This is a genomic window from Streptomyces sp. NPDC052012 (genome assembly GCF_040689265.1).
In the GTDB taxonomy this organism is placed as follows: domain Bacteria; phylum Actinomycetota; class Actinomycetes; order Streptomycetales; family Streptomycetaceae; genus Streptomyces.
In genome coordinates, this window is sequence record NZ_JBFAXA010000001.1 from 182,072 (window position 1) to 205,177 (window position 23,106).

General features: G+C 70.3%; 24 protein-coding genes. 12 read left to right on the forward strand and 12 right to left on the reverse strand.

The genetic code is table 11. The features are described 5' to 3' along the window. The first annotated feature begins 85 nt into the window (after positions 1-85). From AB0412_RS00785 to AB0412_RS00805, 5 genes are all read left to right on the forward strand, one after another. Positions 86-292, forward strand: a complete 207-nt coding sequence (locus tag AB0412_RS00785; protein ID WP_366400266.1) for a hypothetical protein — start codon at positions 86-88, stop codon at positions 290-292. After that, entirely contained in the window at positions 289-504 is a 216-nt protein-coding gene (locus tag AB0412_RS00790; protein ID WP_366400267.1) for a hypothetical protein, read from the forward strand. Before AB0412_RS00785 ends, AB0412_RS00790 begins: the two co-directional genes overlap by 4 nt. 21 nt (positions 505-525) lie before the next feature. Continuing rightward, positions 526-1,272, forward strand: coding sequence for a DNA repair protein RecO (recO, locus tag AB0412_RS00795; RefSeq protein WP_366400268.1), 747 nt, complete (start codon positions 526-528; stop codon positions 1,270-1,272). A gap of 38 nt (positions 1,273-1,310) precedes the next feature. Continuing rightward, positions 1,311-2,183, forward strand: coding sequence for an isoprenyl transferase (locus AB0412_RS00800; protein ID WP_366400269.1), 873 nt, complete (start codon positions 1,311-1,313; stop codon positions 2,181-2,183). Between the two features lie 203 nt (positions 2,184-2,386). Further along, positions 2,387-2,815 (forward strand): hypothetical protein, encoded by a 429-nt coding sequence (locus AB0412_RS00805; protein WP_366400270.1) that lies wholly within the window; start codon positions 2,387-2,389, stop codon positions 2,813-2,815. Positions 2,816-2,893: 78 nt separating this feature from the next. Here the strand turns inward: AB0412_RS00805 and AB0412_RS00810 are convergent, their stop codons facing one another. The 4 genes from AB0412_RS00810 to AB0412_RS00825 all read right to left on the reverse strand — a co-directional run bounded on the left by AB0412_RS00810 (position 2,894) and on the right by AB0412_RS00825 (position 6,077). Beyond that, positions 2,894-3,313 (reverse strand): transcriptional repressor, encoded by a 420-nt coding sequence (locus AB0412_RS00810; RefSeq protein WP_366400271.1) that lies wholly within the window; start codon positions 3,311-3,313, stop codon positions 2,894-2,896. A 72-nt stretch (positions 3,314-3,385) separates the two neighbouring features. After that, positions 3,386-4,288 (reverse strand): metal ABC transporter permease, encoded by a 903-nt coding sequence (locus tag AB0412_RS00815; RefSeq protein ID WP_366400272.1) that lies wholly within the window; start codon positions 4,286-4,288, stop codon positions 3,386-3,388. After that, the gene (locus AB0412_RS00820) at positions 4,288-5,055 is read right to left on the reverse strand and encodes a metal ABC transporter ATP-binding protein (RefSeq protein ID WP_366400273.1); all 768 of its coding nucleotides are present in this window, start codon (positions 5,053-5,055) and stop codon (positions 4,288-4,290) included. The genes AB0412_RS00815 and AB0412_RS00820 overlap by 1 nt, the downstream gene beginning before the upstream one ends. A gap of 20 nt (positions 5,056-5,075) precedes the next feature. Beyond that, on the reverse strand, positions 5,076-6,077 hold the full coding sequence (locus AB0412_RS00825; RefSeq protein WP_366400274.1) for a metal ABC transporter substrate-binding protein: 1,002 nt from the start codon (positions 6,075-6,077) through the stop codon (positions 5,076-5,078). Between the two features lie 173 nt (positions 6,078-6,250). Between AB0412_RS00825 and AB0412_RS00830 the strand changes: the two genes are divergently transcribed. Both AB0412_RS00830 and AB0412_RS00835 read left to right on the forward strand, forming a co-directional pair. Then, on the forward strand, positions 6,251-7,633 hold the full coding sequence (locus AB0412_RS00830) for a glycine--tRNA ligase (protein ID WP_366400275.1): 1,383 nt from the start codon (positions 6,251-6,253) through the stop codon (positions 7,631-7,633). Between the two features lie 185 nt (positions 7,634-7,818). Continuing rightward, positions 7,819-8,436, forward strand: coding sequence for a LysE family translocator (locus AB0412_RS00835; protein WP_366400276.1), 618 nt, complete (start codon positions 7,819-7,821; stop codon positions 8,434-8,436). A 3-nt stretch (positions 8,437-8,439) separates the two neighbouring features. Here the strand turns inward: AB0412_RS00835 and AB0412_RS00840 are convergent, their stop codons facing one another. Then, on the reverse strand, positions 8,440-9,489 hold the full coding sequence (locus AB0412_RS00840; RefSeq protein WP_366400277.1) for a chitinase: 1,050 nt from the start codon (positions 9,487-9,489) through the stop codon (positions 8,440-8,442). Between the two features lie 151 nt (positions 9,490-9,640). Here AB0412_RS00840 and AB0412_RS00845 point away from each other — a divergent pair, with 151 nt between their 5' ends. Both AB0412_RS00845 and AB0412_RS00850 read left to right on the forward strand, forming a co-directional pair. Further along, positions 9,641-10,651 carry an aldo/keto reductase gene (locus tag AB0412_RS00845; protein ID WP_366400278.1) on the forward strand — a complete coding sequence of 337 codons (1,011 nt, stop codon included), beginning with the start codon at positions 9,641-9,643 and terminating at the stop codon, positions 10,649-10,651. A 25-nt stretch (positions 10,652-10,676) separates the two neighbouring features. Beyond that, positions 10,677-11,264: a TetR family transcriptional regulator gene (locus AB0412_RS00850; protein ID WP_366400279.1), complete on the forward strand. Its 588-nt coding sequence runs from the start codon at positions 10,677-10,679 to the stop codon at positions 11,262-11,264. Between the two features lie 27 nt (positions 11,265-11,291). Here the strand turns inward: AB0412_RS00850 and AB0412_RS00855 are convergent, their stop codons facing one another. Continuing rightward, positions 11,292-11,498 (reverse strand): hypothetical protein, encoded by a 207-nt coding sequence (locus tag AB0412_RS00855; RefSeq protein ID WP_366400280.1) that lies wholly within the window; start codon positions 11,496-11,498, stop codon positions 11,292-11,294. 182 nt (positions 11,499-11,680) lie between these two features. Continuing rightward, the gene (locus AB0412_RS00860; RefSeq protein ID WP_366400281.1) at positions 11,681-13,126 is read right to left on the reverse strand and encodes an MFS transporter; all 1,446 of its coding nucleotides are present in this window, start codon (positions 13,124-13,126) and stop codon (positions 11,681-11,683) included. Between the two features lie 102 nt (positions 13,127-13,228). On the opposite strand from AB0412_RS00860, the gene dusB reads away from it, so the two are divergent. Continuing rightward, positions 13,229-14,362 carry a tRNA dihydrouridine synthase DusB gene (gene dusB / locus AB0412_RS00865; protein WP_366400282.1) on the forward strand — a complete coding sequence of 378 codons (1,134 nt, stop codon included), beginning with the start codon at positions 13,229-13,231 and terminating at the stop codon, positions 14,360-14,362. Between the two features lie 11 nt (positions 14,363-14,373). Here the strand turns inward: dusB and AB0412_RS00870 are convergent, their stop codons facing one another. From AB0412_RS00870 to ppdK, 3 genes are all read right to left on the reverse strand, one after another. Beyond that, positions 14,374-16,194 carry a CDP-alcohol phosphatidyltransferase gene (locus AB0412_RS00870; protein WP_366400283.1) on the reverse strand — a complete coding sequence of 607 codons (1,821 nt, stop codon included), beginning with the start codon at positions 16,192-16,194 and terminating at the stop codon, positions 14,374-14,376. A gap of 146 nt (positions 16,195-16,340) precedes the next feature. Beyond that, the gene (locus AB0412_RS00875; RefSeq protein WP_366400284.1) at positions 16,341-17,414 is read right to left on the reverse strand and encodes an RNA polymerase subunit sigma-70; all 1,074 of its coding nucleotides are present in this window, start codon (positions 17,412-17,414) and stop codon (positions 16,341-16,343) included. A 222-nt stretch (positions 17,415-17,636) separates the two neighbouring features. Further along, positions 17,637-20,330 carry a pyruvate, phosphate dikinase gene (ppdK, locus tag AB0412_RS00880; protein ID WP_366400285.1) on the reverse strand — a complete coding sequence of 898 codons (2,694 nt, stop codon included), beginning with the start codon at positions 20,328-20,330 and terminating at the stop codon, positions 17,637-17,639. A 531-nt stretch (positions 20,331-20,861) separates the two neighbouring features. Here ppdK and AB0412_RS00885 point away from each other — a divergent pair. Next, positions 20,862-21,491, forward strand: a complete 630-nt coding sequence (locus tag AB0412_RS00885; protein WP_366400286.1) for a dihydrofolate reductase family protein — start codon at positions 20,862-20,864, stop codon at positions 21,489-21,491. 23 nt (positions 21,492-21,514) lie between these two features. Here the strand turns inward: AB0412_RS00885 and AB0412_RS00890 are convergent, their stop codons facing one another. Continuing rightward, a complete protein-coding gene (locus AB0412_RS00890; protein WP_366400287.1) occupies positions 21,515-21,802 on the reverse strand; it encodes a hypothetical protein in 288 nt (95 codons plus the stop codon). A 106-nt stretch (positions 21,803-21,908) separates the two neighbouring features. Between AB0412_RS00890 and AB0412_RS00895 the strand changes: the two genes are divergently transcribed. Further along, positions 21,909-22,535 carry a hypothetical protein gene (locus AB0412_RS00895; RefSeq protein ID WP_366400794.1) on the forward strand — a complete coding sequence of 209 codons (627 nt, stop codon included), beginning with the start codon at positions 21,909-21,911 and terminating at the stop codon, positions 22,533-22,535. A 40-nt stretch (positions 22,536-22,575) separates the two neighbouring features. Here AB0412_RS00895 and AB0412_RS00900 read toward each other — a convergent pair whose 3' ends face one another. After that, positions 22,576-23,007, reverse strand: coding sequence for an LAETG motif-containing sortase-dependent surface protein (locus tag AB0412_RS00900; protein WP_366400288.1), 432 nt, complete (start codon positions 23,005-23,007; stop codon positions 22,576-22,578). Positions 23,008-23,106 lie beyond the last annotated feature (99 nt).

Genomic DNA, 23,106 nt, shown 5'->3' on the forward strand with positions numbered 1-23,106 from the left:
GTAGTGCGCAAACCCTTCCGAGTGTAGGCGCGGAGCGTCACCGTGGGGGTGTGAAGAGTGAAAGTCGAAAAGGGAGGGGATCACCGTGACGGCACGACACTCGGCGCTCTGCGTCGAAGAAGCGGAGGAAGTGGTGAAGGAATTGCGGGCGGCACTCGCGAAGGCCGGAATTACTCTGCCGTCACTCGGGGTGGACCCGGTGAGTCTTGCGCGGGAAGCGCCCTGTCCGCTCGTGGAATTGGGGCGGTGTTCCGTGCAGACGGCGCAGCGGCTCGCGGCGGTGGTGCGGTGAAGCCGCCCGTCGGAGCCCTCGTCGTGGACACCCGGAGCGAACGGGTCGGGGTCGTCATGGGGCACCAGGGGCCCTACGTCCAGCTCAGGCCGTACGGCGGTGGCAAGGAGTGGGACGCCGACCCCCGTGCCGTACGGCAGGCGACGCCCGCCGAGCGGCTGCGCGCGGCGACGGCGTATGCCAATGCCCGCAGTCGCGGTGAGGTGCCGTGAACGTAGGCGACAATGGGTGTCATGAGTCTGTTCCGCGACGACGGCATCGTGCTGCGCACCCAGAAGCTGGGTGAGGCGGACCGGATCATCACCTTGCTCACACGCGGTCACGGGCGCGTACGCGCCGTGGCGAGGGGCGTGCGCCGGACGAAGTCGAAGTTCGGTGCGCGCCTCGAGCCGTTCTCGCACGTGGACGTGCAGTTCTTCGCCAAGGGCAGTGAGCTGGTCGGGCGCGGGCTGCCGCTGTGTACGCAGAGCGAGACGATCGCGCCGTACGGTGCCGGGATCGTCAGCGACTACGGACGGTACACCGCCGGTACGGCCATGCTGGAGACCGCCGAGCGGTTCACCGATCACGAGGGGGAGCCGGCGGTGCAGCAGTACCTGCTGCTGGTGGGGGCCCTGCGGACCCTCGCCCGGGGTGAGCACGCTCCCGCTCTCGTGCTCGACGCGTTCCTGCTGCGCTCCCTCGCCGTCAACGGGTACGCCCCCAGCTTCGGCGACTGCGCGAAGTGCGGGATGCCCGGTCCGAACCGGTTCTTCTCGGTCGCGTCGGGCGGTTCCGTCTGCGTCGACTGCCGGGTGCCCGGCAGCGTCGTACCCTCCCCGCAGACCCTGGAACTCCTCGGTGCGCTGCTCACGGGAGACTGGGAGACCGCGGACGCGTGCGAGCCGCGGTATGTGCGGGAGGGGAGCGGGCTGGTGTCCGCGTACCTGCACTGGCATCTGGAGCGGGGGCTGCGCTCGCTCCGGTATGTCGAGAAGTAGCGCTCAGTAGCGGAAGTAACAGAGGAGACGAGAGACACATGGCCGTACGCGGGTTCCTGGGGCGTCAGCGCCGGGAGTACAGGACGCCGGAACCGCACCCCTCCGGCGCGCGGCCGCCGAAGCTCCCCGGGGAGCTGGTCCCGAACCATGTGGCGATCGTCATGGACGGCAACGGCCGCTGGGCCAAGGAACGCGGGCTGCCGCGGACCGAGGGGCACAAGGTCGGTGCCGAGCGGGTGCTGGACGTGCTCCAGGGCGGGCTCGAGATGGGTGTCGGCGCGATCTCGCTGTACGCCTTCTCCACCGAGAACTGGAAGCGGTCGCCGGACGAGGTGCGCTTCCTGATGAACTTCAACCGTGACTTCATCCGCAAGACCCGGGACCAGCTGGACGAGCTGGGGATCCGGGTGCGGTGGGTCGGGCGGATGCCGAAGCTGTGGAAGTCGGTCGCCAAGGAGCTCCAGGTCGCACAGGAGCAGACCAAGGACAACGACCGGCTGACGCTGTACTTCTGCATGAACTACGGCGGGCGTGCGGAGATCGCGGACGCGGCGAAGGCCCTCGCGGAGGATGTGCGCGCGGGCCGGCTCGACCCGTCGAAGGTGACAGAGAAGACGTTCGCGAAGTATCTCTACTACCCGGACATGCCGGACGTGGACCTGTTCCTGCGCCCCAGCGGTGAGCAGCGCGTCTCCAACTACCTCCTCTGGCAGAGCGCATACGCCGAGATGGTCTTCCAGGACGTCCTGTGGCCCGACTTCGACCGCCGTGACCTGTGGCGGGCCTGCGTCGAATTCGCCTCCCGCGACCGGCGGTTCGGCGGCGCCATCCCGAACGAGGCCGACGCGGGTGCAACGGGCCGGTCCGTCACGGGAGATGGGCAGGACGAGCACCCTGGCGACGGTGACTGACGTTCCGTCGGGTCAAGCCGCCAGATGGTTGACCGTTCACTGTTCTCCCTGGTCAGGGGCTATCTTTTGCATCCGGGTGAGAGCTGCGTGAGGGTGGTGGTGAGGGTGTTTCGACGCCTGGGAAAAGGGGCCGCACGGCTGTAGTCGGCGACTCCCGGCGGGCACCCTCGGCACCCTTTCGCAACCCAAAATGGGAGGCCGTGATGGCAATTAGCTCAGGAAACAGGAGGAAGAAGAGGATCTACCGGGGAGCCATCGCGGGCGTGTTCGCGGCGGCCCTGGCCTTCCCGGTCGCGGCGACCACGGCTGCCTCCGCCAATCCGAACAGCGACCTGGTGGTCCTGCGGGGCACGGTGAGCTGCGCCAGGTTCGGCGCGGAATTCGTGCCGACCAGTCTGTCCGTCTCGGCGGGCGTCGCGGGGACCGACAGTACGGCCATCAACGCGGCCGCATCCAGGGCCAGTTACAGCGGAATCCAGCTGAGCCCGGTGCCGCCGGGCGCGGGCACCCCGGCGACCGCCACTCTGACCTGCACCAGCACTGTGGACGGGCTGGACCAAGAGATCGTGAGGAACTTCCAGCTTGTGCGGCCGGCGGGCAACACGGTCACCGCGACGCTGAACGTCTTCTGACCCCCACCCCCGCCAGCACAATCCCGCCCCATGAGATCACCCCCATGGGGCGGGAAGGCGTACCGTCCTCGCGGCCCCTCAGCCCTTGCCCGCCGCCGCGCACTCCGCGCACGTGCCGAAGATCTCCACCGTGTGGGCCACGTTGACGTAGCCGTGTTCGGCGGCGATGGCTTCTGCCCACTTCTCCACCGCGGGGCCCTCGACCTCCACCGCCTTGCCGCAGCTGCGGCAGACCAGGTGGTGATGGTGGTCGCCGGTGGAGCAGCGGCGGTAGACGGATTCGCCGTCGGCGGTGCGCAGGACGTCGACCTCGCCGGCGTCGGCGAGGGACTGCAGGGTGCGGTAGACCGTGGTGAGACCGACCGAGTCGCCCTTGTGCTTGAGCATGTCGTGGAGTTCCTGTGCGCTGCGGAACTCGTCGACCTCCTGGAGCGCAGCCGCCACTGCGGCACGCTGCCGGGTGGCGCGGCCCTTCACGGGCGGTCCTGCGGTCGTCACCGGATTGCCTCCTCGCCTCTGCTACTGCCCGGGCCATTGTGCCAGCCCGGGCAGAGAGGAGTCGGACGTCGATCAGACGCCGACCCCGTCGCCGGACTTCCGGGTGGCCGGAATCGTGCACTCGGCGGGATCTCCCGTGGGGTGTGCCGCGGCCAGTGCACGGGCGCGGCGGCGGGCCAGCGGGGTGGCCAGCGCGGTCAGTGCGATGAACGCGGCGATGGTCAGCAGCACGATCGTCGCGCCGGGCGGTACGTCCTGGTAGTACGAGGTGACCGTGCCGCCGAGGGTCACGCTCACGCCGATCGCGACGGCGATGGCGAACGTCGCGGCGAAGCTGCGGCTGAGCTGCTGGGCCGCGGCGACGGGTACGACCATGAGCGCGCTCACCAGCAGCAGGCCCACCACCCGCATCGCGACCGTCACCGTCACCGCCGCCGTCACGGCCGTGAGCAGGTTCAGCAGCCGCACGGGGACGCCGGTGACCCGCGCGAACTCCTCGTCCTGGCTGACCGCGAACAGCTGGCGGCGCAGGCCGAGGGTGACCAGGACCACGAAGGCGGCCAGGACGCAGATGGCCGTCACGTCGGACTCGGAGACGGTCGAGAGCGAGCCGAAGAGGTACGACGTGAGGTTCGCGTTGGAGCCGCCGGGCGCGAGGTTGATGAGCATGACGCCGCCCGCCATACCGCCGTAGAACAGCATGGCGAGGGCGATGTCGCCGCGCGTGCGGCCGTACCAGCGGATGAGTTCCATCAGGACCGCGCCGAGCACCGAGACCAGCGTGGCCACCCATACCGGCGACCAGGACAGCAGGAAGCCGAGGCCCACGCCGGTCATCGCCACGTGGCCGATGCCGTCGCCCATGAGGGCCTGGCGGCGCTGGACGAGGTAGATGCCGACCGCGGGGGCCGTGATGCCGACCAGGACGGCCGCCAGCAGCGCCCGCTGCATGAAGGCGTAGTTCAGGATTTCCATCAGCTCAGCAGTCCCGTACGGATCGGTTCGGCGCCCGCCGGTGCGTGCGGGTGGACGTGGTCGTGGCCGGGCAGCGCGTGCTGGCCGACGGCCTTCGGCGGCGGGCCGTCGTGCACCACGCAGCCGTCGCGCAGGACGACCGCCCGGTCGATCAGCGGCTCCAGCGGGCCCAGTTCGTGCAGGACGAGCAGGACGGTGGCGCCCTCGGCGACCTGGTTCCGCAGCGTCTCGGCGAGGACCTCCTGACTGGCGAGGTCCACGCCGGCCATCGGCTCGTCCATGATCAGCAGTTCGGGTCCGGCGGCGAGCGCGCGGGCGATCAGGACGCGCTGGTGCTGGCCGCCGGAGAGGGCGTCGACCGGGTCCTTGGCCCGGTTCGCCATGCCGACGAGCTCCAGGGCGTGCGTCACGGCCTCGCGGTCGGCCTTGCGGAAGACGCCGAAGCGGGTGCGGGCGAGGCGGCCCGAGGAGACGACCTCGGTCACCGTGGCCGGGACGCCGCCGGCGGCCGTGGTGCGCTGCGGGACGTAGCCCACGCGCGCCCAGTCGCGGAAGCGGCGCCGCGGGGTGCCGAACAGCTCGATCTCGCCGGCGCTGACCGGCACCTGGCCGATGATGCTGCGGACGGCCGTCGACTTGCCGGAGCCGTTGGCGCCGAGCAGGGCGACGACCTCACCGTGGCGCACGGTGAGGTCGATGCCGCGCAGGACGGGGCGCGAGCCCAGCTCCGCGCGGACGCCGCGCAGGGTGATGACGGGCTCGGTCATGCCGTCCTCCTTCGGGTCGTTCACTTGGCTCCCAGGGCCGACTGGAGAGCCTTGAGGTTGGCTTCCATCACCTGGAAGTAGTCGTCGCCGCGGGACTTCTCCGTGATGCCCTCGATGGGGTCGAGGACGTCGGTCTTCAGGCCGGCGTCGGCCGCGAGGGTCTTCGCGGTCTTGTCGCTGACGAGCGTCTCGTAGAAGACGGTGTTCACGCCGTCCTCCCCGGCCACCTTCGACAGCTCCTTGACCCGGGCCCCGCTGGGCTCGGACTCGGGGTCGAGACCGGTGATGGACTCCTCGATCAGGCCGTAGCGCTCGGCGAGGTAGCCGAAGGCGGCGTGGGTGGTGATGAAGACGTCGGACTTGCGGTTCTCCAGCCCGGTGCGGAACGTGCCGTCGAGGGCGGTCAGCTTCTTGACCAGGGCCTGGGTGTTCTTCTTGTAGTCGGCCGCGTGATCCGGGTCGGCCTTCTGGAACGCCGCGCCGACACCTTCGGCGACCTCGGCGTACTTCACCGGGTCGAGCCAGATGTGGGGGTCCTTGCCGCCCTCGCCCTCGTGCCCGTGGTCATGGCCTTCGTGCTCGTCGGCGTGTTCCTCGGCGTGCTCGTCGGCGTGTTCCTCGGCGTGGCCGCCGACCTCCGTGCCGTGCTCCTCGAGGGAGGTGAGGGTCGCTGCGTCGATCTTCGTCTTCACTCCGGACTGGCCGATGGCCTCGTCGACGGAGGGCTGCAGGCCCTTGAGGTAGAGCGCCGCGTCGGACTCCTCGAGCTGCGCGGTCTGCTTGGCGCTGATCTCCAGGTCGTGCGGCTCCTGACCGGGCTGGGTCAGGCTGGTGACGTTCACGTGGTCGCCGCCGATCTGCTCGGCGAGGAACGCCATCGGGTAGAAGGAGGCGACGACGTCGAACTTCTCGGTGTCGCCCGCGGCGGCACTGTCGCCGGCGCAGCCGGTCAGGGTGCCGAGGCCGAGAGCGGTGACCGCGGTGAGAGCGGCCGCGGGTATGAGGCGTCGTCGTACGTTCATGACACTCATTTTCAAATAAGATGGAAACCGTTGTCAACAAAGCAGGTGGGAGCAGTTGCAGGGGGCACTCAACGGGGTCCCGATTTGGTCGAGGGGCAGGCCGCGCCGGTAACCTGAAGCATTCGCTGGAAGCATCTCGCTTCGTCGCCCGTCGTCGTAATGAAGAGAGCACCGTGGCCGCCGACAAGATCGACACCATCGTCAGCCTGAGCAAGCGCCGTGGCTTCGTATTCCCCTGCAGTGAGATCTACGGCGGTCAGCGGGCCGCCTGGGACTACGGGCCCCTGGGTGTCGAGCTCAAGGAGAACCTCAAGCGCCAGTGGTGGCGCTACATGGTGACGTCGCGCGAGGACGTCGTCGGTATCGACTCGTCCGTGATCCTGGCCCCCGAGGTGTGGGTGGCCTCGGGCCACGTCGCCACCTTCACGGACCCGCTCACCGAGTGCACCTCCTGTCACAAGCGGTTCCGCGCGGACCACCTGGAGGAGGCCTACGAGGCCAAGCACGGCCGTGTCCCGGAGAACGGCCTCGCGGACGTCAACTGCCCGAACTGCGGCAACAAGGGCCAGTTCACCGAGCCCAAGCAGTTCTCGGGTCTGCTGTCCACGCATCTCGGCCCGACGCAGGACAGCGGCTCCATCGCCTACCTGCGCCCCGAGACCGCACAGGGCATCTTCACCAACTTCGCCCAGGTGCAGACCACTTCGCGCCGCAAGCCGCCGTTCGGCATCGCCCAGATGGGCAAGTCGTTCCGCAACGAGATCACGCCGGGCAACTTCATCTTCCGGACCCGCGAGTTCGAGCAGATGGAGATGGAGTTCTTCGTCAAGCCGGGCGAGGACGAGAAGTGGCACGAGTACTGGATGGAGCAGCGCTGGAACTGGTACACCGGCCTGGGTCTCCGTGAGGAGAACATGCGCTGGTACGAGCACCCGAAGGAGAAGCTCTCCCACTACTCCAAGCGCACCGCCGACATCGAGTACCGCTTCAACTTCGGCGGCAACGAGTGGGGCGAGCTGGAGGGTGTCGCCAACCGCACCGACTACGACCTGGGCGCCCACTCCAAGGCCTCCGGCCAGGACCTCTCCTACTTCGACCAGGAGGCCGGGGAGCGCTGGACGCCGTACGTCATCGAGCCGGCGGCCGGTGTGGGCCGGGCGATGCTCGCGTTCCTGCTCGACGCGTACGTCGAGGACGAGGCGCCGAACGCCAAGGGCAAGATGGAGAAGCGGACGGTGCTGCGGCTCGACCACCGGCTCGCGCCGGTGAAGGTGGCCGTTCTGCCGCTGTCGCGCAACCCGGAGCTGTCGCCGAAGGCGAAGGGGCTCGCGCAGGCGCTGCGGCAGCACTGGAACATCGAGTTCGACGACGCCGGTGCGATCGGGCGGCGTTACCGGCGGCAGGACGAGATCGGTACGCCGTTCTGTGTGACCGTGGACTTCGACACGCTGGACGACAACGCGGTGACCGTGCGTGAGCGCGACTCGATGAAGCAGGAGCGTGTGTCGCTGGACCAGATCGAGGGGTACCTGGCGTCGCGTCTGCTGGGCTGCTGACGTCCGTCTGACGGTGCCGTACCAGGGGGCTCCGCCCCCTGGACCTCCGACCTCGCCCACCCACCACCCGACTCGGTCGGTTGAGGGGTGGGCGTTCTCGTTGGTGCCCGTTCGGGGATTGGTCCCCGATGCCGGGGGGTGAGTGGTCCTGTGGGCGGGGGTGGTGGGGCGGCAGGGTCGGGGGTATGAGTATCGCGTTTCTGCTGACCACCCTTGTCGTCGTCGCTACTCCCGGGACCGGTGTCGTCTACACCCTCGCCGCGGCGCTGTCGCGCGGGCGGCGGGCCGGTGTCGTCGCCGCGCTCGGCTGCGCGCTCGGGATCGTGCCGCACATGCTGGCCACCGTCACCGGGGTCGCCGCGCTGCTGCACGCGAGTGCCACGGCGTTCCAGATCCTCAAGTACGCGGGGGTGGCCTATCTGCTGTACATGGCGTGGGCCACGCTGCGGGACCGGGAGGCCATCGCGGTGGACCGGGATGAGAGCGCCGCACACGTCCCGGCCGCGCGGGTGATCGCGCGGGGCGTGCTCATCAACATCCTCAATCCGAAGCTGACCCTGTTCTTCTTCGCCTTTCTGCCGCAGTTCGTGGACCGCGGGGAGCCGAACGCCCTGGCACGCATGCTCGTGCTGAGCGGTGTGTTCATGGCGGTGACCTTCGTCGTGTTCGCGGGGTACGGCGTCCTCGCCGCCTCCGTGCGCAGCCAGGTCGTCTCCCGGCCCCGGGTGATGACCTGGCTGCGGCGGAGCTTCGCCGGGTCGTTCGTGGCGCTGGGGGCGAAGCTCGCGTTCACGCCCCGGTAGCGCTCAACGGCCCTGGAGTGACTTGACGTTGTCGCCGAAAGTCCAGTTCTTCGAGCCGTCCCAGTTGATCGACCAGGTCATCAGGCCCTTGAGGGCGCCGTTGTAGCGGTTCCAGGCCTGGGAGACCAGGGCCGGGGACATGTGGCCGCCGCCCGCGCCGGGCTGGGCGGGGAGGCCGGGGACCTGTTTGCCGTAGGGGACCTTGATCGTCGTGCCCTGGACGACGAGGCCCTTGTTCAGGCAGTCGGTCTGGGCCACGAAGCCGTCGACGGTGCCGGCGGAGTAGGAGTCGCCGGAGCAGCCGTACATGCTGCCGTTGTAGTACTGCATGTTCAGCCACCACAGGCGGCCGTTGTCCGCGTACTTCTTGATGATCGGCAGGTACGCGCCCCAGATCGAGCCGTAGACCACACTGCCGCCGGTGACGTAGGCGGTCTCCGGGGCCATGGTCAGACCGAAGTTCGACGGCATGCGGGCCAGGACGCCGTCGATGATGCGGATCAGGTTCGCCTGGGAGGGCGAGAGTTGGTTGATGTTGCCGCTGCCGACCAGGCCGGTCTCGATGTCGATGTCGATGCCGTCGAAGTTGTAGGTCTTCAGGATCGGGACGATCGTCTCGACGAAGCGGTCCGCCACCGCCTGTGAGCTGAGGTCGATGCCCGCCGTCGCGCCGCCGATGGAGAGCAGGATCGTCTGGCCGGACGCCTTCGCCGCGCACATCTCCGCGGGCGTCGCGACCTTCACGTCGGTGTCCATGCCGTCCTCCCACAGGGCCGTTCCGTCCGAGCGGATGACCGGGAAGGCCGCGTTGATCACGTTGTAGCCGTGGGCGGGGATGCGGGAGTCGGTGATCGGGGTCCAGCCGAAGGGCGGGTGGACGCCGTTCGCGGCGCCGTCCCAGTTCTCCCAGTAGCCCTGGAGGACCTTGCCGGTCGGCTTGGACTTCACCGGGCAGGTGGCGGCGGCGGGCGCGGCCGTCGCGGTGGGGGTCAGTGGGGCGAGGACGGCCGCGGCGAGGGCGGCGGTGACCAGTCGGAGTCTGCGGCGGAGCATGTGGGGGCCTCCTTTATGTCGTAGGCATGACAGTCCTCTGGTCCAGACCTTTCGTCAAGAGGTCTGGGCCGCGCCCCCCGTCGTCGCGGCGCTGACGGATTAATGAATGACAGATATTGAAATCTGTCAGCTGTCATGCCAATCTTGAGGCATGACGATGAACACCCGACCCCTCGGAAGCACCGGCCCCCGCGTCTCCGCCCTCGGCCTCGGCTGCATGGGCATGTCCGCGCTCTACGGCGACGCGGACCGGGCCGAATCGATCGCCACCATCCACGCCGCCCTGGAAGCGGGTGTCACCCTGCTCGACACCGGCGACTTCTACGCCATGGGCCACAACGAGATGCTGATCGGCGAGGCGCTGCGCGCCGCTCCCGCCGCCCGGCGCGAACAGGCCCTGCTGAGCGTCAAGTTCGGTGCGCTGCGCGGCCCGGACGGCTCCTGGGCCGGCTACGACGGCCGCCCCGCCGCCGTGAAGAACTTCGCCGCGTACTCGCTCCAGCGCCTCGGCGTCGACCACATCGACGTCTACCGCATCGCCCGCGCCGACCCGGACGTGCCGATCGAGGACACCGTCGGCGCCATCGCGGAGCTCGTCGAGCAGGGATACGTCCGGCACATCGGCCTGAGCGAGGTCGGTGCCGACACGATCCGCCGCGCCGCCGCGACCGCGCCCATCACCGATCTGCAGATCGAGTACTCGCTGATCTCGCGCGCCATCGAGGACGAGATCCTGCCGGCCACCCGTGAACTGGGCATCGGCATCACCGCGTACGGAGTGCTCTCCCGCGGGCTGATCTCCGGCCACTTCACCGGGGACCGCAAGCTCGCCGCGAACGACTTCCGCGCCCACTCGCCCCGCTTCCAGGGCGACAATCTCCGGCACAACCTCGCCCTCGTCGAGGCGCTGCGCAAGGTCGCCGAGAGCAAGGGCGTCTCGGTCGCCCAGATCGCCATCGCCTGGGTGCTCTCCCGCGGCGAGGACATCGTGCCGCTGGTCGGCGCCCGTACCCGCGAGCGGCTCGCGGAGTCCCTCGGCGCGCTGGACGTCACGCTGGAGCAGGACGACCTCGCGGCGATCGAGCAGGCCGTGCCGGCGGGCTCCGCGGCCGGTGACCGCTACCCGGCACCGCAGATGGCACACCTCGGCACCAGGGAGTGATCCCCGCTCCGGGTACGGTCGAGGCATGGCACCGACCGAGACCCTGACCGCCGAGCGCATCCTCGAGGCGACCGAGGAGGTGCTGCGCCGCCACGGCCCGGCGAAGGCCACCGTGGTGGACGTGGCCCGCGCGCTCGGGGTGAGCCACGGCAGCGTCTACCGCCACTTCCGTACGAAGGCCGCGCTGCGGGAGGCGGTGACCAAGCGCTGGCTGGACCGCACCTCCGACGCGCTGGCCGGGATCGCGGCCGACGACACACGGGACGCGGAGTCCCGGCTCCGGGACTGGCTCGCCGAGCTCTTCGCGGCCAAGCGCCGCAAGGCGGTCGACGATCCGGAGCTGTTCGCCACTTACCTGGTCCTGGCCGGTGAGCAGGGCGCGGCGGTCGCCGAGCATGTCGACGATCTGACGGGCCAGTTGGCCCGCATCGTGGCGGCGGGCGTCGAAGCGGGCGTCTTCAGCAGCACGGACGCGGCGGCCACCGCCCGGGCCGTCTTCCACACCACGGGCCGGTTCCACGACCCCGTCTACGCGCCCGAGTGGAAGAAGCCCGGCGCGGACGCCGACTTCGCGGCGGTCGTGGAGCTGGTGCTGCGAGGGCTGCGCGCCTGAGCGCGCAGGTGCGGCCGTTCGGACGGTTCATGCCGCCGTCGGGTCCACTGTCGCCTGGTGGGCTTCGGCCAGGTGTTCCTCCGCCTTCAGCCAGGGCAGGAACTGCGCCCCTCGGCGCCAGCCGCACGTATCGCATCTGATCGTGCGCTGCACGCCGGTGCGCTGGACACGCACCACGTGCTCGCGGCCGTGCTGGTCCCAGCGGCTGACCTTGCTCGTGTCGATCTGCGGCATCACGCCTCCGGCCGTCCGTGTGCGGGTGTCGCCGTCCTTCTGCCCCGGTTCCGGGACGACAAGGAGTGTGCAGCAAGAGCAACATCAACAGGGGGCGCACGGCCGGGAATTCAACGTTCGTACAACAGGCCCTGGAACACCGGGTCCCGGAACAACAGGACGGCTGGAGCAACGGCCTTGCTCTAGGAGCCGAGGCTCGCCGCCTCGCGGATCTCCTTCGACTCCAGGCGCTCGGCCGTGCGTTCCGCCGTGCGGCGGGCCCAGCGGCCCGAGGTCAGCGCGCCCAGCACCAGGACCGCCAGACCGCAGGCGGCGAGGATCCACCAGGCGGGCCGGGCGGCCGGGACGAAGGCGTCCGCGTACGGCGACGAGCCCACCCCGGCCGCCAGCACCGCGCCGATCACCGCGACGCCGAGGGTCTGGCCCAGCTGGCGGCTGGTGGAGGCCACGGCCGAGGCCACGCCCGCCTGGGCGCGGGGCATGCCGGAGACGGCGGTGTTGGTGATGGGGGCGTTGACGAAGCCGAAGCCGACGCCGAACAGGACGTACCCGAGGAAGAGGGTGACGTTCGACGTCTCGGCCTCGAAGAGGGCGAAGAGCAGACCGCTCGCCGTCATCGCGCCGCCCGCTATCAGCAGCGGCAGCCGCGGGCCCCGGCTGCCGACCAGGCGGCCGGCGAGCGGCGCGCACAGGAATGTCGGGACGGCCATGGGCAGCATCCACAGGCCGGCGTCCAGGGCGGTCAGACCGCGGACGTTCTGCAGATACAGGGTGGACAGGAAGAGGAACCCGCCGAGCGCGGCGAAGGCGCTCACCGCGATCACCGTGGCCCCGCTGAACGGTGCCGATCGGAAGAAGCGCAGGTCGATGAGGGGTTCGCGGCGGCGGGGTGCGTGGAAGAGGAGGGCGGTCAGCGCGGCGAGGGCGAGGACGGCGAAGGGGGCGATCGCGGGGAGGCTCGCGTGCGGGGCCTCGATGATCGCGTAGGTCAGGGAGCCGAACAGCACGATGACCAGGAGCTGGCCGACCGGATCGGGGCGGCGGGCCGTGCCCGCGCGGGACTCGGGCACGAAGCGCAGGGTGAGCAGGAGGGCGGCGAGGCCCACCGGCAGGTTGACCCAGAAGATCGAGCGCCAGCCGACCGAGTCCACGAGCAGCCCGCCGACCAGCGGACCGGCTGCCATGGAGATGCCGACGACCGCGCCCCACACGCCGATCGCGCGGGCGCGTTCGCGCGGGTCGGTGAAGGTGTTGGTGATGATCGACATCGCGACCGGGTTCAGCATCGAGCCGCCCACCGCCTGCACCATCCGGAAGGCGACCAGCGCTTCGAGGTTCGGGGCGAGGGAGCACAGCAGGGAGCCGAGGGTGAAGACCACCAGGCCCGCCATGAAGACCCGCTTGCGGCCGATCCGGTCGGCGGTGGAGCCCGCGAGCATCAGCAGGGCCGCGAGGACGAGGGTGTAGGCGTCGATGGCCCACTGCAGTCCCGAGGTGCTCGCGTGCAGGTCGCGCTGCATGGCGGGGAGGGCGACGTTCAGGACGGTGTTGTCCAGGGTCACGATCAGCAGGCTCATGCAGCAGATCGCGAGCACCAGCAGGCGTCGGCGGGGGCTGAGCTCGGGCATGGCGTCCACTGTACGACGATATCGATAGTGCGGCTAACTAATGAATTTTACCGAGTCATTGCACGGCACGGAGCCCGGTCGCTGACACGGCACAATGGAGGAATGTCCACGCCCCTGCAGATCGGTCCGCACACCGTCCAGCCGCCCGTCGTCCTGGCCCCCATGGCCGGGATCACCAACGCGCCCTTCCGCACCCTGTGCAGGGAGTTCAGCGGCGGCAAGGGGCTGTTCGTCAGCGAGATGATCACCACCCGGGCGCTGGTCGAGCGCAACGACAAGACCATGCAGCTGATCCAGTTCGACGCGAGCGAGAAGCCGCGCTCCATCCAGCTGTACGGCGTCGACCCGGCGACCGTCGGCAAGGCCGTCCGCATGATCGCGGAGGAGGGCCTCGCCGACCACATCGACCTCAACTTCGGCTGCCCCGTGCCCAAGGTGACCCGCAAGGGCGGCGGCTCGGCCCTCCCGTACAAGCGGAACCTGCTGCGCGCCATCCTGCGCGAGGCGGTCAGCGGAGCCGGGGACCTGCCGGTGACGATGAAGATGCGCAAGGGCATCGACGACGACCACATCACCTACCTCGACGCCGGACGCATCGCCGTCGAGGAGGGTGTCACCGCCATCGCGCTGCACGGCCGCACCGCCGCCCAGCACTACGGCGGCACCGCCGACTGGGACGCCATCGCCCGGCTGAAGGAGCACGTGCCGGAGATCCCGGTGCTCGGCAACGGCGACATCTGGTCGGCCGAGGACGCGCTGCGGATGGTGCGCGAGACCGGCTGCGACGGCGTGGTCGTGGGCCGGGGCTGCCTGGGGCGGCCGTGGCTGTTCGCGGATCTGGTGGCCGCCTTCGAGGGGCGCACGGACGCCATCGCGCGGCCCACCCTGCGCGAGGTCGCCGACGTCATGGTCCGGCACGCCACCCTGCTCGGCGAGTGGATCGGCGACGAGTCCCGCGGCGTGATCGACTTCCGCAAGCATGTCGCCTGGTACCTCAAGGGCTTCGCGGTCGGCTCCGAGATGCGCAAGCGGCTCGCCGTCACGTCCTCGCTGGAGGAACTGCGGGCCGGGCTCAACGAGCTGGACCTCGACCAGCCCTGGCCGGCCGGCGCCGACGGCCCCCGCGGTCGTACGTCCGGCAACAACCGGGTCGTCCTGCCCGACGGCTGGCTGAAGGACCCCTACGACTGCGCGGGCGTCGGCGAGGACGCGGAACTGGACACCTCCGGCGGCTGACCGGTGGCTGATCAGCCCTCGGTCGGGTGCGGGGTGGAGCCGTAGGCGGTCAGGAAGCGGTCGCGGAAGTCGCTCATCCTCCACACGGGCGCGTTCTTCGCGGGCCTGAGCCCTTCCGTCCAGTTCCAGTCGCCGATCTTCTCCAGCACCTTCGGGTCCCTGGCGACGATCGACACGGGGACGTCACGGCTGGCGTTCGCGCCGCTGACCCGGGCGATGGGCTGGTGGTCGCCGAGGAAGACGAGAACGGTGTCGTCGGTGCCGTAGCGCTCCAGCCACTGGGTGAGGCTGGTGACGGAGTAGCTGATGGACCTGCCGTACTCCTGCCGGGACTCGGCGGTGTCGGCGATGACGTCGGCGGGCTTCCTGCCGGCGCGCTGGACGGCGTCGAAGACGGAGCCGTCGCCGAGGTCCTCCCAGTCGACGAGCTTCGGGATCGGCGCCCAGGGCTGGTGGCTGCTGGTGAGGATGATCTCCGCCATGAGCGGCTTGTCGCGCTTCCTGCCGTGCTCCAGACGCTGGAAGGCCTCCAGCGCGTACTGGTCCGGCATGGTCGACCAGCTGAACTTCGGGCCCCGGTAGCCGAGTTCGAAGGCGTCGTAGACCTTGTCGAGGCCGTACCACTCGGCCTCCGGCCAGCCCTTCTGCACACCGGGCATGACGCCGAGGGTGTCCCAGGCGCCGGTCCTCTGGAACGCCTTGGTGAGGGTGAGGTGGTCGCCGGAGGTGACGGTGCGGTAGCGCTGCTGGTTGTCGATCCACAGGCCGGACAGGGTCGTGGAGTGCCCGAGCCAGCTGCTGCCGCCGTAGGTCGCCGAGGTCAGCCAGCCGCTGCCGGCCCGGAATCCGGCCTTCGCGAGGGCCTCGGTGGCGGTGTCCAGAGTGCGGGTGACGCCGGGGGCGATGGCCGGGTCCTCGACGGCACTGCGGCCGTAGCTCTCGATGAACGTGAACAGGACGTCCTTGCCGCGCAGGTCCGGCACGAGTTGCGCGGGGGGCGTGGCGCCGAAGGTGTCGGCACGCGCCTCCTTCGCGAACGCCGCTTCGTCGCGCAGCGTGTCCACCACACGCCGGGTCTGCACCTTCAGGGCGCCGGCCGCCCGCTCCGAGGCGACGGGCACACCGGAGACCTGCAGACCGAGGGCGGCGCAGGTGATCCAGACAGTCGACGCGAGCAGCGCGCCGCGGGTGGCCCGGGAGCGGTGCCGGGCGAGCAGATGACCCAGCCGGACGGCGGCGAGGGCCATGAGGACCACCAGCAGGACGACGAGGACGACCGCACCGACGGCCGCGGCGGTCGCCGCCGTGCCGCCCATCGAGTCGGCGACGTAGGCCTGGGCGTCGTCGAGGAGCCCCCAGTCGAGGACGAGGTTGAAGCCCCGGCCCAGATACTCCCTGAACCCCATGTCGAGCAGGTTCAGCACGGTCAGCACGCCGAGGCCCGCGCCGTAGAGGGCGGCGACGACGGTCCTCGGGCGGCGGGGCAGGGCGAGGACCAGGACGACCCCGATGATCGCCTCGGCGGGGATCCGGGTGAACCGGTTGGGGCGCAGGGCGGCGAGGGAGTTCGGGAGGAGGAGGGCGCCGAGGAGGAGGACCGCGGCGAGGAGATGGAGGAACCAGCGGGACCAGCGGGCGGAGGGGAGCCCGGCGAGACGCCTGCGGAACTGTGTGAGGCACGTGCGGAACCGTGTGAGACGGGTGCGGAGGCCCGAGCGCGACACGCGCCCGGTCTCCTCGGTCTCCTCCGGGGTGTCCCGGGTGCCTTCGGTCCCCTCTGCCTCTTCGGTCTCTTGCGTCGGCGTCCGGCGCAGGCGTGTGTAGACAGGCACCCCGGAGGTCCTTCCGTACCCGTGACTCGGTGAGGACGGCGGACCCGGCGTGGGGGCCCGGGTCCGCCGTAAGTCCGTACGGGCGCGCTGACCGGTGCGTTCAGCCTGCCGGGTGTGGTCTCGGCAAACAGCTCGCAAACGGCCGGCTACGGCGTGTCGTCCGCCGGCAGGCGCTCCGGCAGCCCGAGGCACGGGAACCGGTCGCTGTGGAAGGTGGTGATCTCGGCGATGGCCCCGCCGGTGATGCGCAGGACGTCGATCGTCAGCGGCAGGTACGCGTTCTCCCGCTCGTGCCGGAGGTAGAAGGCGACGGCGGGCTGCCGGTTCACGGAGGCGGGGACGGCACGCAGGCCCTTCATGCCCTCGAAGCCGCTCTCGACCCAGTCGTTCACCACGGCCTCGCGGCCGACGTACAGGCCCGGCGTGGGCGGCATCGAGCACCGGACGTCGTCGCGCAGCATCGCGGCGAGCGCCGGGATGTCCGTGGCCACGCTGGCCTCGGTGTAGCGGCGCACCAGCTCGCGGGTCCCGGCGTCCTCCTCGCCGTCGGTCCAGTCCTGCCGCTCGGCGGGCAGGCGCTCCCGCAGGCCGGCGCGGGCCCGCTGCAGCGCGCTGTTCACGGAGTTGACGGAGTCCCCGAGGAACTGTGCGACGTCCTTCGCCGGCCAGCCGAGCACGTCCCGCAGGATCAGCACGGCCCGGGGGCGCGGCGCGAGGTGCTGGAGCGCGACCAGGTACGCCAGCTCGATCGTCTCCCGCGCGACGGCCAGGGCCTCCGGCTCGTCCGCGTGGCCCGCGGGCAGCTCGTCGAGCAGCCGGTCCGGGTAGGGCTGGAGCCACAGCACCTCGTCGCCGGTCGCGGGCTCAGGGCGGCGCTTGGCGAGCAGGTCCAGGCAGGCGTTGGTGGCGATCCCGTACAGCCAGGCCCGGAACGTCGACCGCCCCTCGAACGTCTCCCGCCGCCGCCAGGCACGCAGGAACGTCTCCTGCACGGTGTCCTCGGCGTCCTCGAACGAGCCGAGCATCCGGTAGCAGTGCACGTGCAGCTCCCGCCGGTGCCGCTCCGCCAGCTCCGAGAACGCCGGCTCGTCGATCTCCCCCAGGCCGCTTCCGCCCAGGCCGCTTCCGCCCAGGCCGCTTCCGCCCAGGCCGCTTCCGCCCAGGCCGCTTCCGCCCGCCCCGCCCCCGCCCAGATCCTCCGGCCGTGTGTCCGCACTCATCAGGTCGTCCTTCCGCCTCGTCGTGTCCCGTCGTACGTGTGACGGGTGCGGGCGCGAAAACTCATCACCCGGGGGAAGGCCGGCATCCCGACGTGCGACGAGGAGAGGGCGGGCACCCCCGCACGGGTGCCCGCCCTCTCCTTCGTGGTCCGGAGTCGTCGCCGATCGGTGAGGGTGGTCGGGTGACAGACGACGACTCCGGGGATCAACGCCCCGTCGGGGCTAGCGGTGGTCGCTGCCCGCCGACGTCACCGCAGCGCGGCCGGCCTCCAGGCGGGCCACCGGGATGCGGAACGGGGAGCAGGAGACGTAGTCCAGGCCCACCTCGTGGAAGAAGTGGACGGACTCCGGGTCGCCGCCGTGCTCGCCGCAGACGCCGAGCTTCAGGTCGGGGCGGGTCTCCCGGCCGGCCTTGGCGGCGAGCTTCACCAGGGAGCCCACGCCGTCCTTGTCGATCGTCTCGAACGGGGAGACGCCGAAGATGCCCTTCTCCAGGTACGCCGTGAAGAAGCTCGCCTCCACGTCGTCCCGGCTGAAGCCCCACACCGTCTGCGTCAGGTCGTTCGTGCCGAAGGAGAAGAACTCCGCCGCCTCCGCGATCTGACCGGCGGTCAGCGCGGCGCGCGGCAGCTCGATCATCGTGCCGATGGCGAGCTTCAGGCTGACGCCCGCGGCGGCCTCGACCTCGGCGATGACCTTGTCGGCCTCCTCGCGGACGATCTCCAGCTCCTGGACCGTGCCGACCAGCGGAATCATGATCTCCGCACGCGGGTCGCCCTTGGCGTTCTTGCGCTCGGCCGCGGCCTCCGCGATGGCCCGCACCTGCATGGTGAACAGGCCGGGGATGACCAGACCGAGGCGGACACCGCGCAGACCCAGCATCGGGTTCTGCTCGTGCAGGCGGTGGACCGCCTGGAGCAGACGCAGGTCGTTCTCGTGCGGCTCCTGACGGGACTCCGCGAGCGCCACGCGGACCGACAGCTCGGTGATGTCCGGCAGGAACTCGTGCAGCGGCGGGTCGAGCAGGCGGATGGTGACCGGCAGGCCGTCCATCGCCTCGAACAGCTCGACGAAGTCCTTCTTCTGCAGCGGGAGCAGCGCCTTCAGGGACTCCTCGCGCTCACTCTCGGTGTCGGCCAGGATCAGCCGCTCGACCAGCTCGCGCCGGTCGCCGAGGAACATGTGCTCGGTGCGGCACAGGCCGATGCCCTGGGCGCCGAAGCGGCGGGCCCGCAGCGCGTCCTCGGCGTTGTCCGCGTTGGCGCGCACGCGCAGCCGGCGCTTGCGGTCGGCGAAGGCCATCATCCGGTGCACGGCCTCGACCAGCTCGTCGGCGTCGTCGGCGCCCGGGTGCATCCGGCCCTCGAAGTACTCCACGACCGGCGACGGCACGACCGGGACCTCGCCCAGGTACACCTTGCCGCTGGAGCCGTCGATGGAGATGACGTCGCCCTCCTCGACGACGTGCCCGCCGGGCACCGTCATCCGGCGGCGCTTGGTGTCGACCTCGAGCTCCTCCGCGCCGCACACACAGGTCTTGCCCATGCCGCGGGCGACGACGGCCGCGTGGGAGGTCTTGCCGCCGCGCGAGGTCAGGATGCCCTCGGCCGCGATCATGCCGTCGAGGTCGTCGGGGTTGGTCTCGCGGCGGATCAGGATGACCTTCTCGCCCGAGCGGGACCACTTCACGGCGGTGTACGAGTCGAAGACCGCCTTGCCGACCGCCGCACCCGGGGAGGCCGCGATACCGCGTCCGACCTGCTCGACCTTCGCGCTCTCGTCGAAGCGCGGGAACATCAGCTGGGCGAGCTGGGCGCCGTTGACGCGGGTGAGCGCCTCGGCCTCGTCGATCAGACCCTGGTCCACCAGCTGCGTGGCGATGCGGAAGGCCGCGCCCGCCGTGCGCTTGCCGACGCGGGTCTGCAGCATCCACAGCTGGCCGCGCTCGATGGTGAACTCGATGTCGCAGAGATCCTTGTAGTGGTTCTCCAGGGTCTCCATGATCTGCATGAGCTGGTCGTACGACTTCTTGTCGATCTGCTCCAGCTCCGCGAGCGGCACGGTGTTGCGGATGCCCGCGACCACGTCCTCGCCCTGCGCGTTCTGGAGGTAGTCGCCGTAGACGCCCTGGTGGCCGCTGGCGGGATCGCGGGTGAAGGCGACACCGGTGCCGGAGTCCGGGCCCAGGTTGCCGAAGACCATGGAGCAGACGTTGACGGCGGTGCCCAGGTCGTGCGGGATGCGCTCCTGGCGGCGGTAGAGCTTGGCGCGGTCGCCGTTCCAGGAGTCGAAGACCGCCTTGATGGCGAGGTCCATCTGCTCGCGCGGGTCCTGCGGGAAGTCCCGGCCGGCCTCGGTCTTGACGATCTTCTTGAACTTGGTGACGAGCTTCTTGAGGTCGGCGGCCTCCAGCTCGGTGTCGACCGTGACCTTCTTGGCCGCCTTCGCCGCCTCCAGCGCCTCCTCGAAGAGCTCGCCGTCGACGCCGAGGACGGTCTTGCCGAACATCTGGATGAGGCGGCGGTAGGAGTCCCACGCGAACCGGTCGTCGCCGGCCTGCTTGGCGAGGCCCTGCACGGACTTGTCGGACAGGCCGATGTTGAGGACGGTGTCCATCATGCCCGGCATGGAGAACTTGGCTCCGGAGCGGACCGACACGAGGAGGGGGTTGTCGGCCTGGCCGAGCTTCTTGCCCATCTTCTCCTCGAGGGCCACGAGGTGCGCACTCACCTCGTCGCGCAGCGCGGCCGGCTCCTCGCCGCTCTCCAGGTAGACCTTGCAGGCCTCCGTGGTGATGGTGAAGCCGGGAGGCACGGGGAGACCGAGGTTGGTCATCTCGGCGAGGTTCGCGCCCTTGCCGCCGAGGAGGTCCTTGAGGTCCTTGTTGCCCTCGGTGAAGTCATAAACGAACTTCACGCCCTCAACGCTCGTGCCCGACTGAGCTCCATGGACATCTTTGTTTTCCGACACGGGTCTCGACTCCTCGAGGACGCGGTGGCTGCCCTGACGGCGAGGAATGTACCCAGATCAAAGGCCTCTGGGTACGTCCACTTGCGCGTCATGTGCCTGTAACCACTCGTCCGCCAGTGGATCGAAAGTCAAGGATTGGCAAGCGGTCACGGCCGGATGTTTTCACTTCTTGAACGCAAGCACCCTCGATGAGCGCTCCCAATGCTCATATGAGCGGCCTTTGGTACGTCTGATTTCGCTCGATGAACGATCATCGGATGGCACTGAGTGCCATACCTTTCAGAAGTGCAGCCGCCCAAGATCCGCTCATCTGAGCGCAACCCCTATCAAGGGTGGCGAGAATCACGCTGCCACAGCGGCGGGGATTTCACCATGCGGGCGGCCGATGAGATCGGCGCCGCGGTCCGGTCGTACCCATGACGACCTCGGGGGGAGTTGTCGCCCATGACGACACCGTGAGGGAAGGGAACCGCGGCGATGAGACTGAAGACCGTCACGAACATCTCCGTCGACGGCGTGACGCAGGGGCATCGACGGATCGAGGCGGCCGGTGCGGCGGACGAGGAGGCGCGCGGCGGATTCGAGCGCTTCGGCTGGGCTCCGCCGCTGCTCGACGAGGAGGCCTCGGCGTTCATCAGCCGGACCTTCCAGAGCGCCGACGCCTTCCTGTTCGGCCGGCGGACCTACGAGATCTTCGCCGGCTCCTGGGGAGCGGGCATGGACCCGGGGAACCCGGTCGGAGAGGCGCTGAACAACCGGCCCAAGTACGTCGCCTCGACCACGCTCACCGACCCGCGATGGGCGGGCACGACCGTCCTGTCGGGCGACCTCGCGGACGCGATCGGCGACCTGAGGGCCCAGCCGGGCGGTGAACTGCAGGTCTGGGGCAGTGGCACCCTGATCCGCTGGCTGCTCGCCCATCGCCTGATCGACGAACTCGTGCTGCTCACCTACCCCGTGGTCGTCGGCCAGGGCACCCGCCTCTTCCCCGCCACGGGCCCGGACCTGGGGCTCGCCCTGAGCGACCTGCGGTCCACCCCGAAGGGCCTGACGATCCAGACCTACCGCACCACGGGCCGCCCTCGGTACGAGACGGGCATGCCCTGAAGCCGCCCCCGGCCGGACGGGGTTCAGCCGAGGCCGCGATGGGCGGCCCACAGGGTGCCGGCCTGCCGGGCGGCGTCGGCGATCAGGTCGGCCAGTTCGGGGTCGTCGGGGACAGGGAACGACACGTAGGTGCCCCGGCCGCCGCCGACGGGCCGGCCGTACGCCTTGGCGGCGAGGTGGCCGTCGGGCAGCAGCCGGATGGTGAGGGTGGTCAGGGTGAAGGTCTCTCCGCGTCGGGTGTCCGTCCAGCGGAGCGCCTCCGGGATGGTGACGTTGATCGCCAGAGCGCTCACTTCCAGGTCGCTGCTCATGGTCGGATGATCTCACGCGAGCCGCCGCGGGCGGCTGTCACCGTGAGAGCGAGGAGCAGACGTGCCGTTCGGCATACGCAGGAGCAGTATCAGGCCGTTGAGTGCCATGGGCGGGTACGCCGTCGATCCCTGGCAGTCGGTGCGCAGGACCGTGGGGGTGGTGCTGTTCGGCTGGGGAGCCGCCGCCGTCACCGCCGGGGTGTCCTACCTGGCGCTGCGCTGGGTGGCGGTGCCCATCATGGTGGGGACCGTGCTGTGCGTGGCGTTCGCGGTGCTGCTGGCGCTTCTTCACCGGGCCGGGTGGATCGCCTTTCTGTCGCTCGTGCCCGCGCTGTTCATCCTCGTCGGGGCCGTGCAGTACGCGCCGGAGGCGGCGTTGGAGGCGCGGGGCGTGCGGGAGAGCGTGGTGATCGTCGCGGACAGTGTGGCCGAGACGGGCGGGGACAATCACCGGTTCACGCTGCGGACCACGGACGGGGGCGAGGAGTTGGAGGAGCGGCTCACGTACAACGGGGACGCGTGGGCGCCGGAGGTGGGGGAGCGGCTCGACGTCGTGCGGGACCCGGAGGGCGTGGTGCCCATGGAGCAGGCGGACGAGGTGGATCCGGCGGGGCGGCTGAGCGGGCTCGTCGCCGGTGTGGTGGCGTGGACGCTGATGGCCGTTCTGGCGGGCCGGCGCGGGCATGTGCGGCGGCGGCGGGGGAAGACCGAATCGCTGCTGTTGTCCCTGTGAGCCGGGGAGCCCGCGGGGCGGGCTCCCCGCTCGGGCGGTGTCAGCGGGTGTCGCGGCGCCTGCGCGTGGCCAGGAGCACCCCGCCGCCCGCGAGGACGACGACCGCGCCGGCCGCCGCGATGTAGGGCGTGGTGTCGTTGCCGCCCGTCTCGGCGAGGTCCGTGCCGGAGTCGTTCCCGGCTCCGGTGTCGTTCCCCGCGCCCGTGTCCGTGTCGCCGCCGGTCGAGTCGCCCTCGTCGTCGCGGGGTTCGAAGCCCGCCGGCGGCTTGTCGCAGCCGACACCGTCGCCGTCGCGGTCCAGGTGCTTGCCGTAGTGCTCGTCGCCCTTGGGAATGTTCGCGTAGCCGTTCTCGTAGGCCTCGGTGCAGTTCGTGAACGGGTGGTCGCCGTCGTGGGCCACGGCGGTGGCCGGCACCGCGGCCAGGGCGAGAGCGGTCAGGACCGCGGCGGCGGACGTGCGGATCGGGTTCATGGACGAAGCCCCCCAGTGGGTGGTGCGTGTGCTCGGTTTCGAGGTGGACGAAGCTACTGGGGGGCCTGGAGTGTGGTGGAGATATGGAGGAGCTGTGAT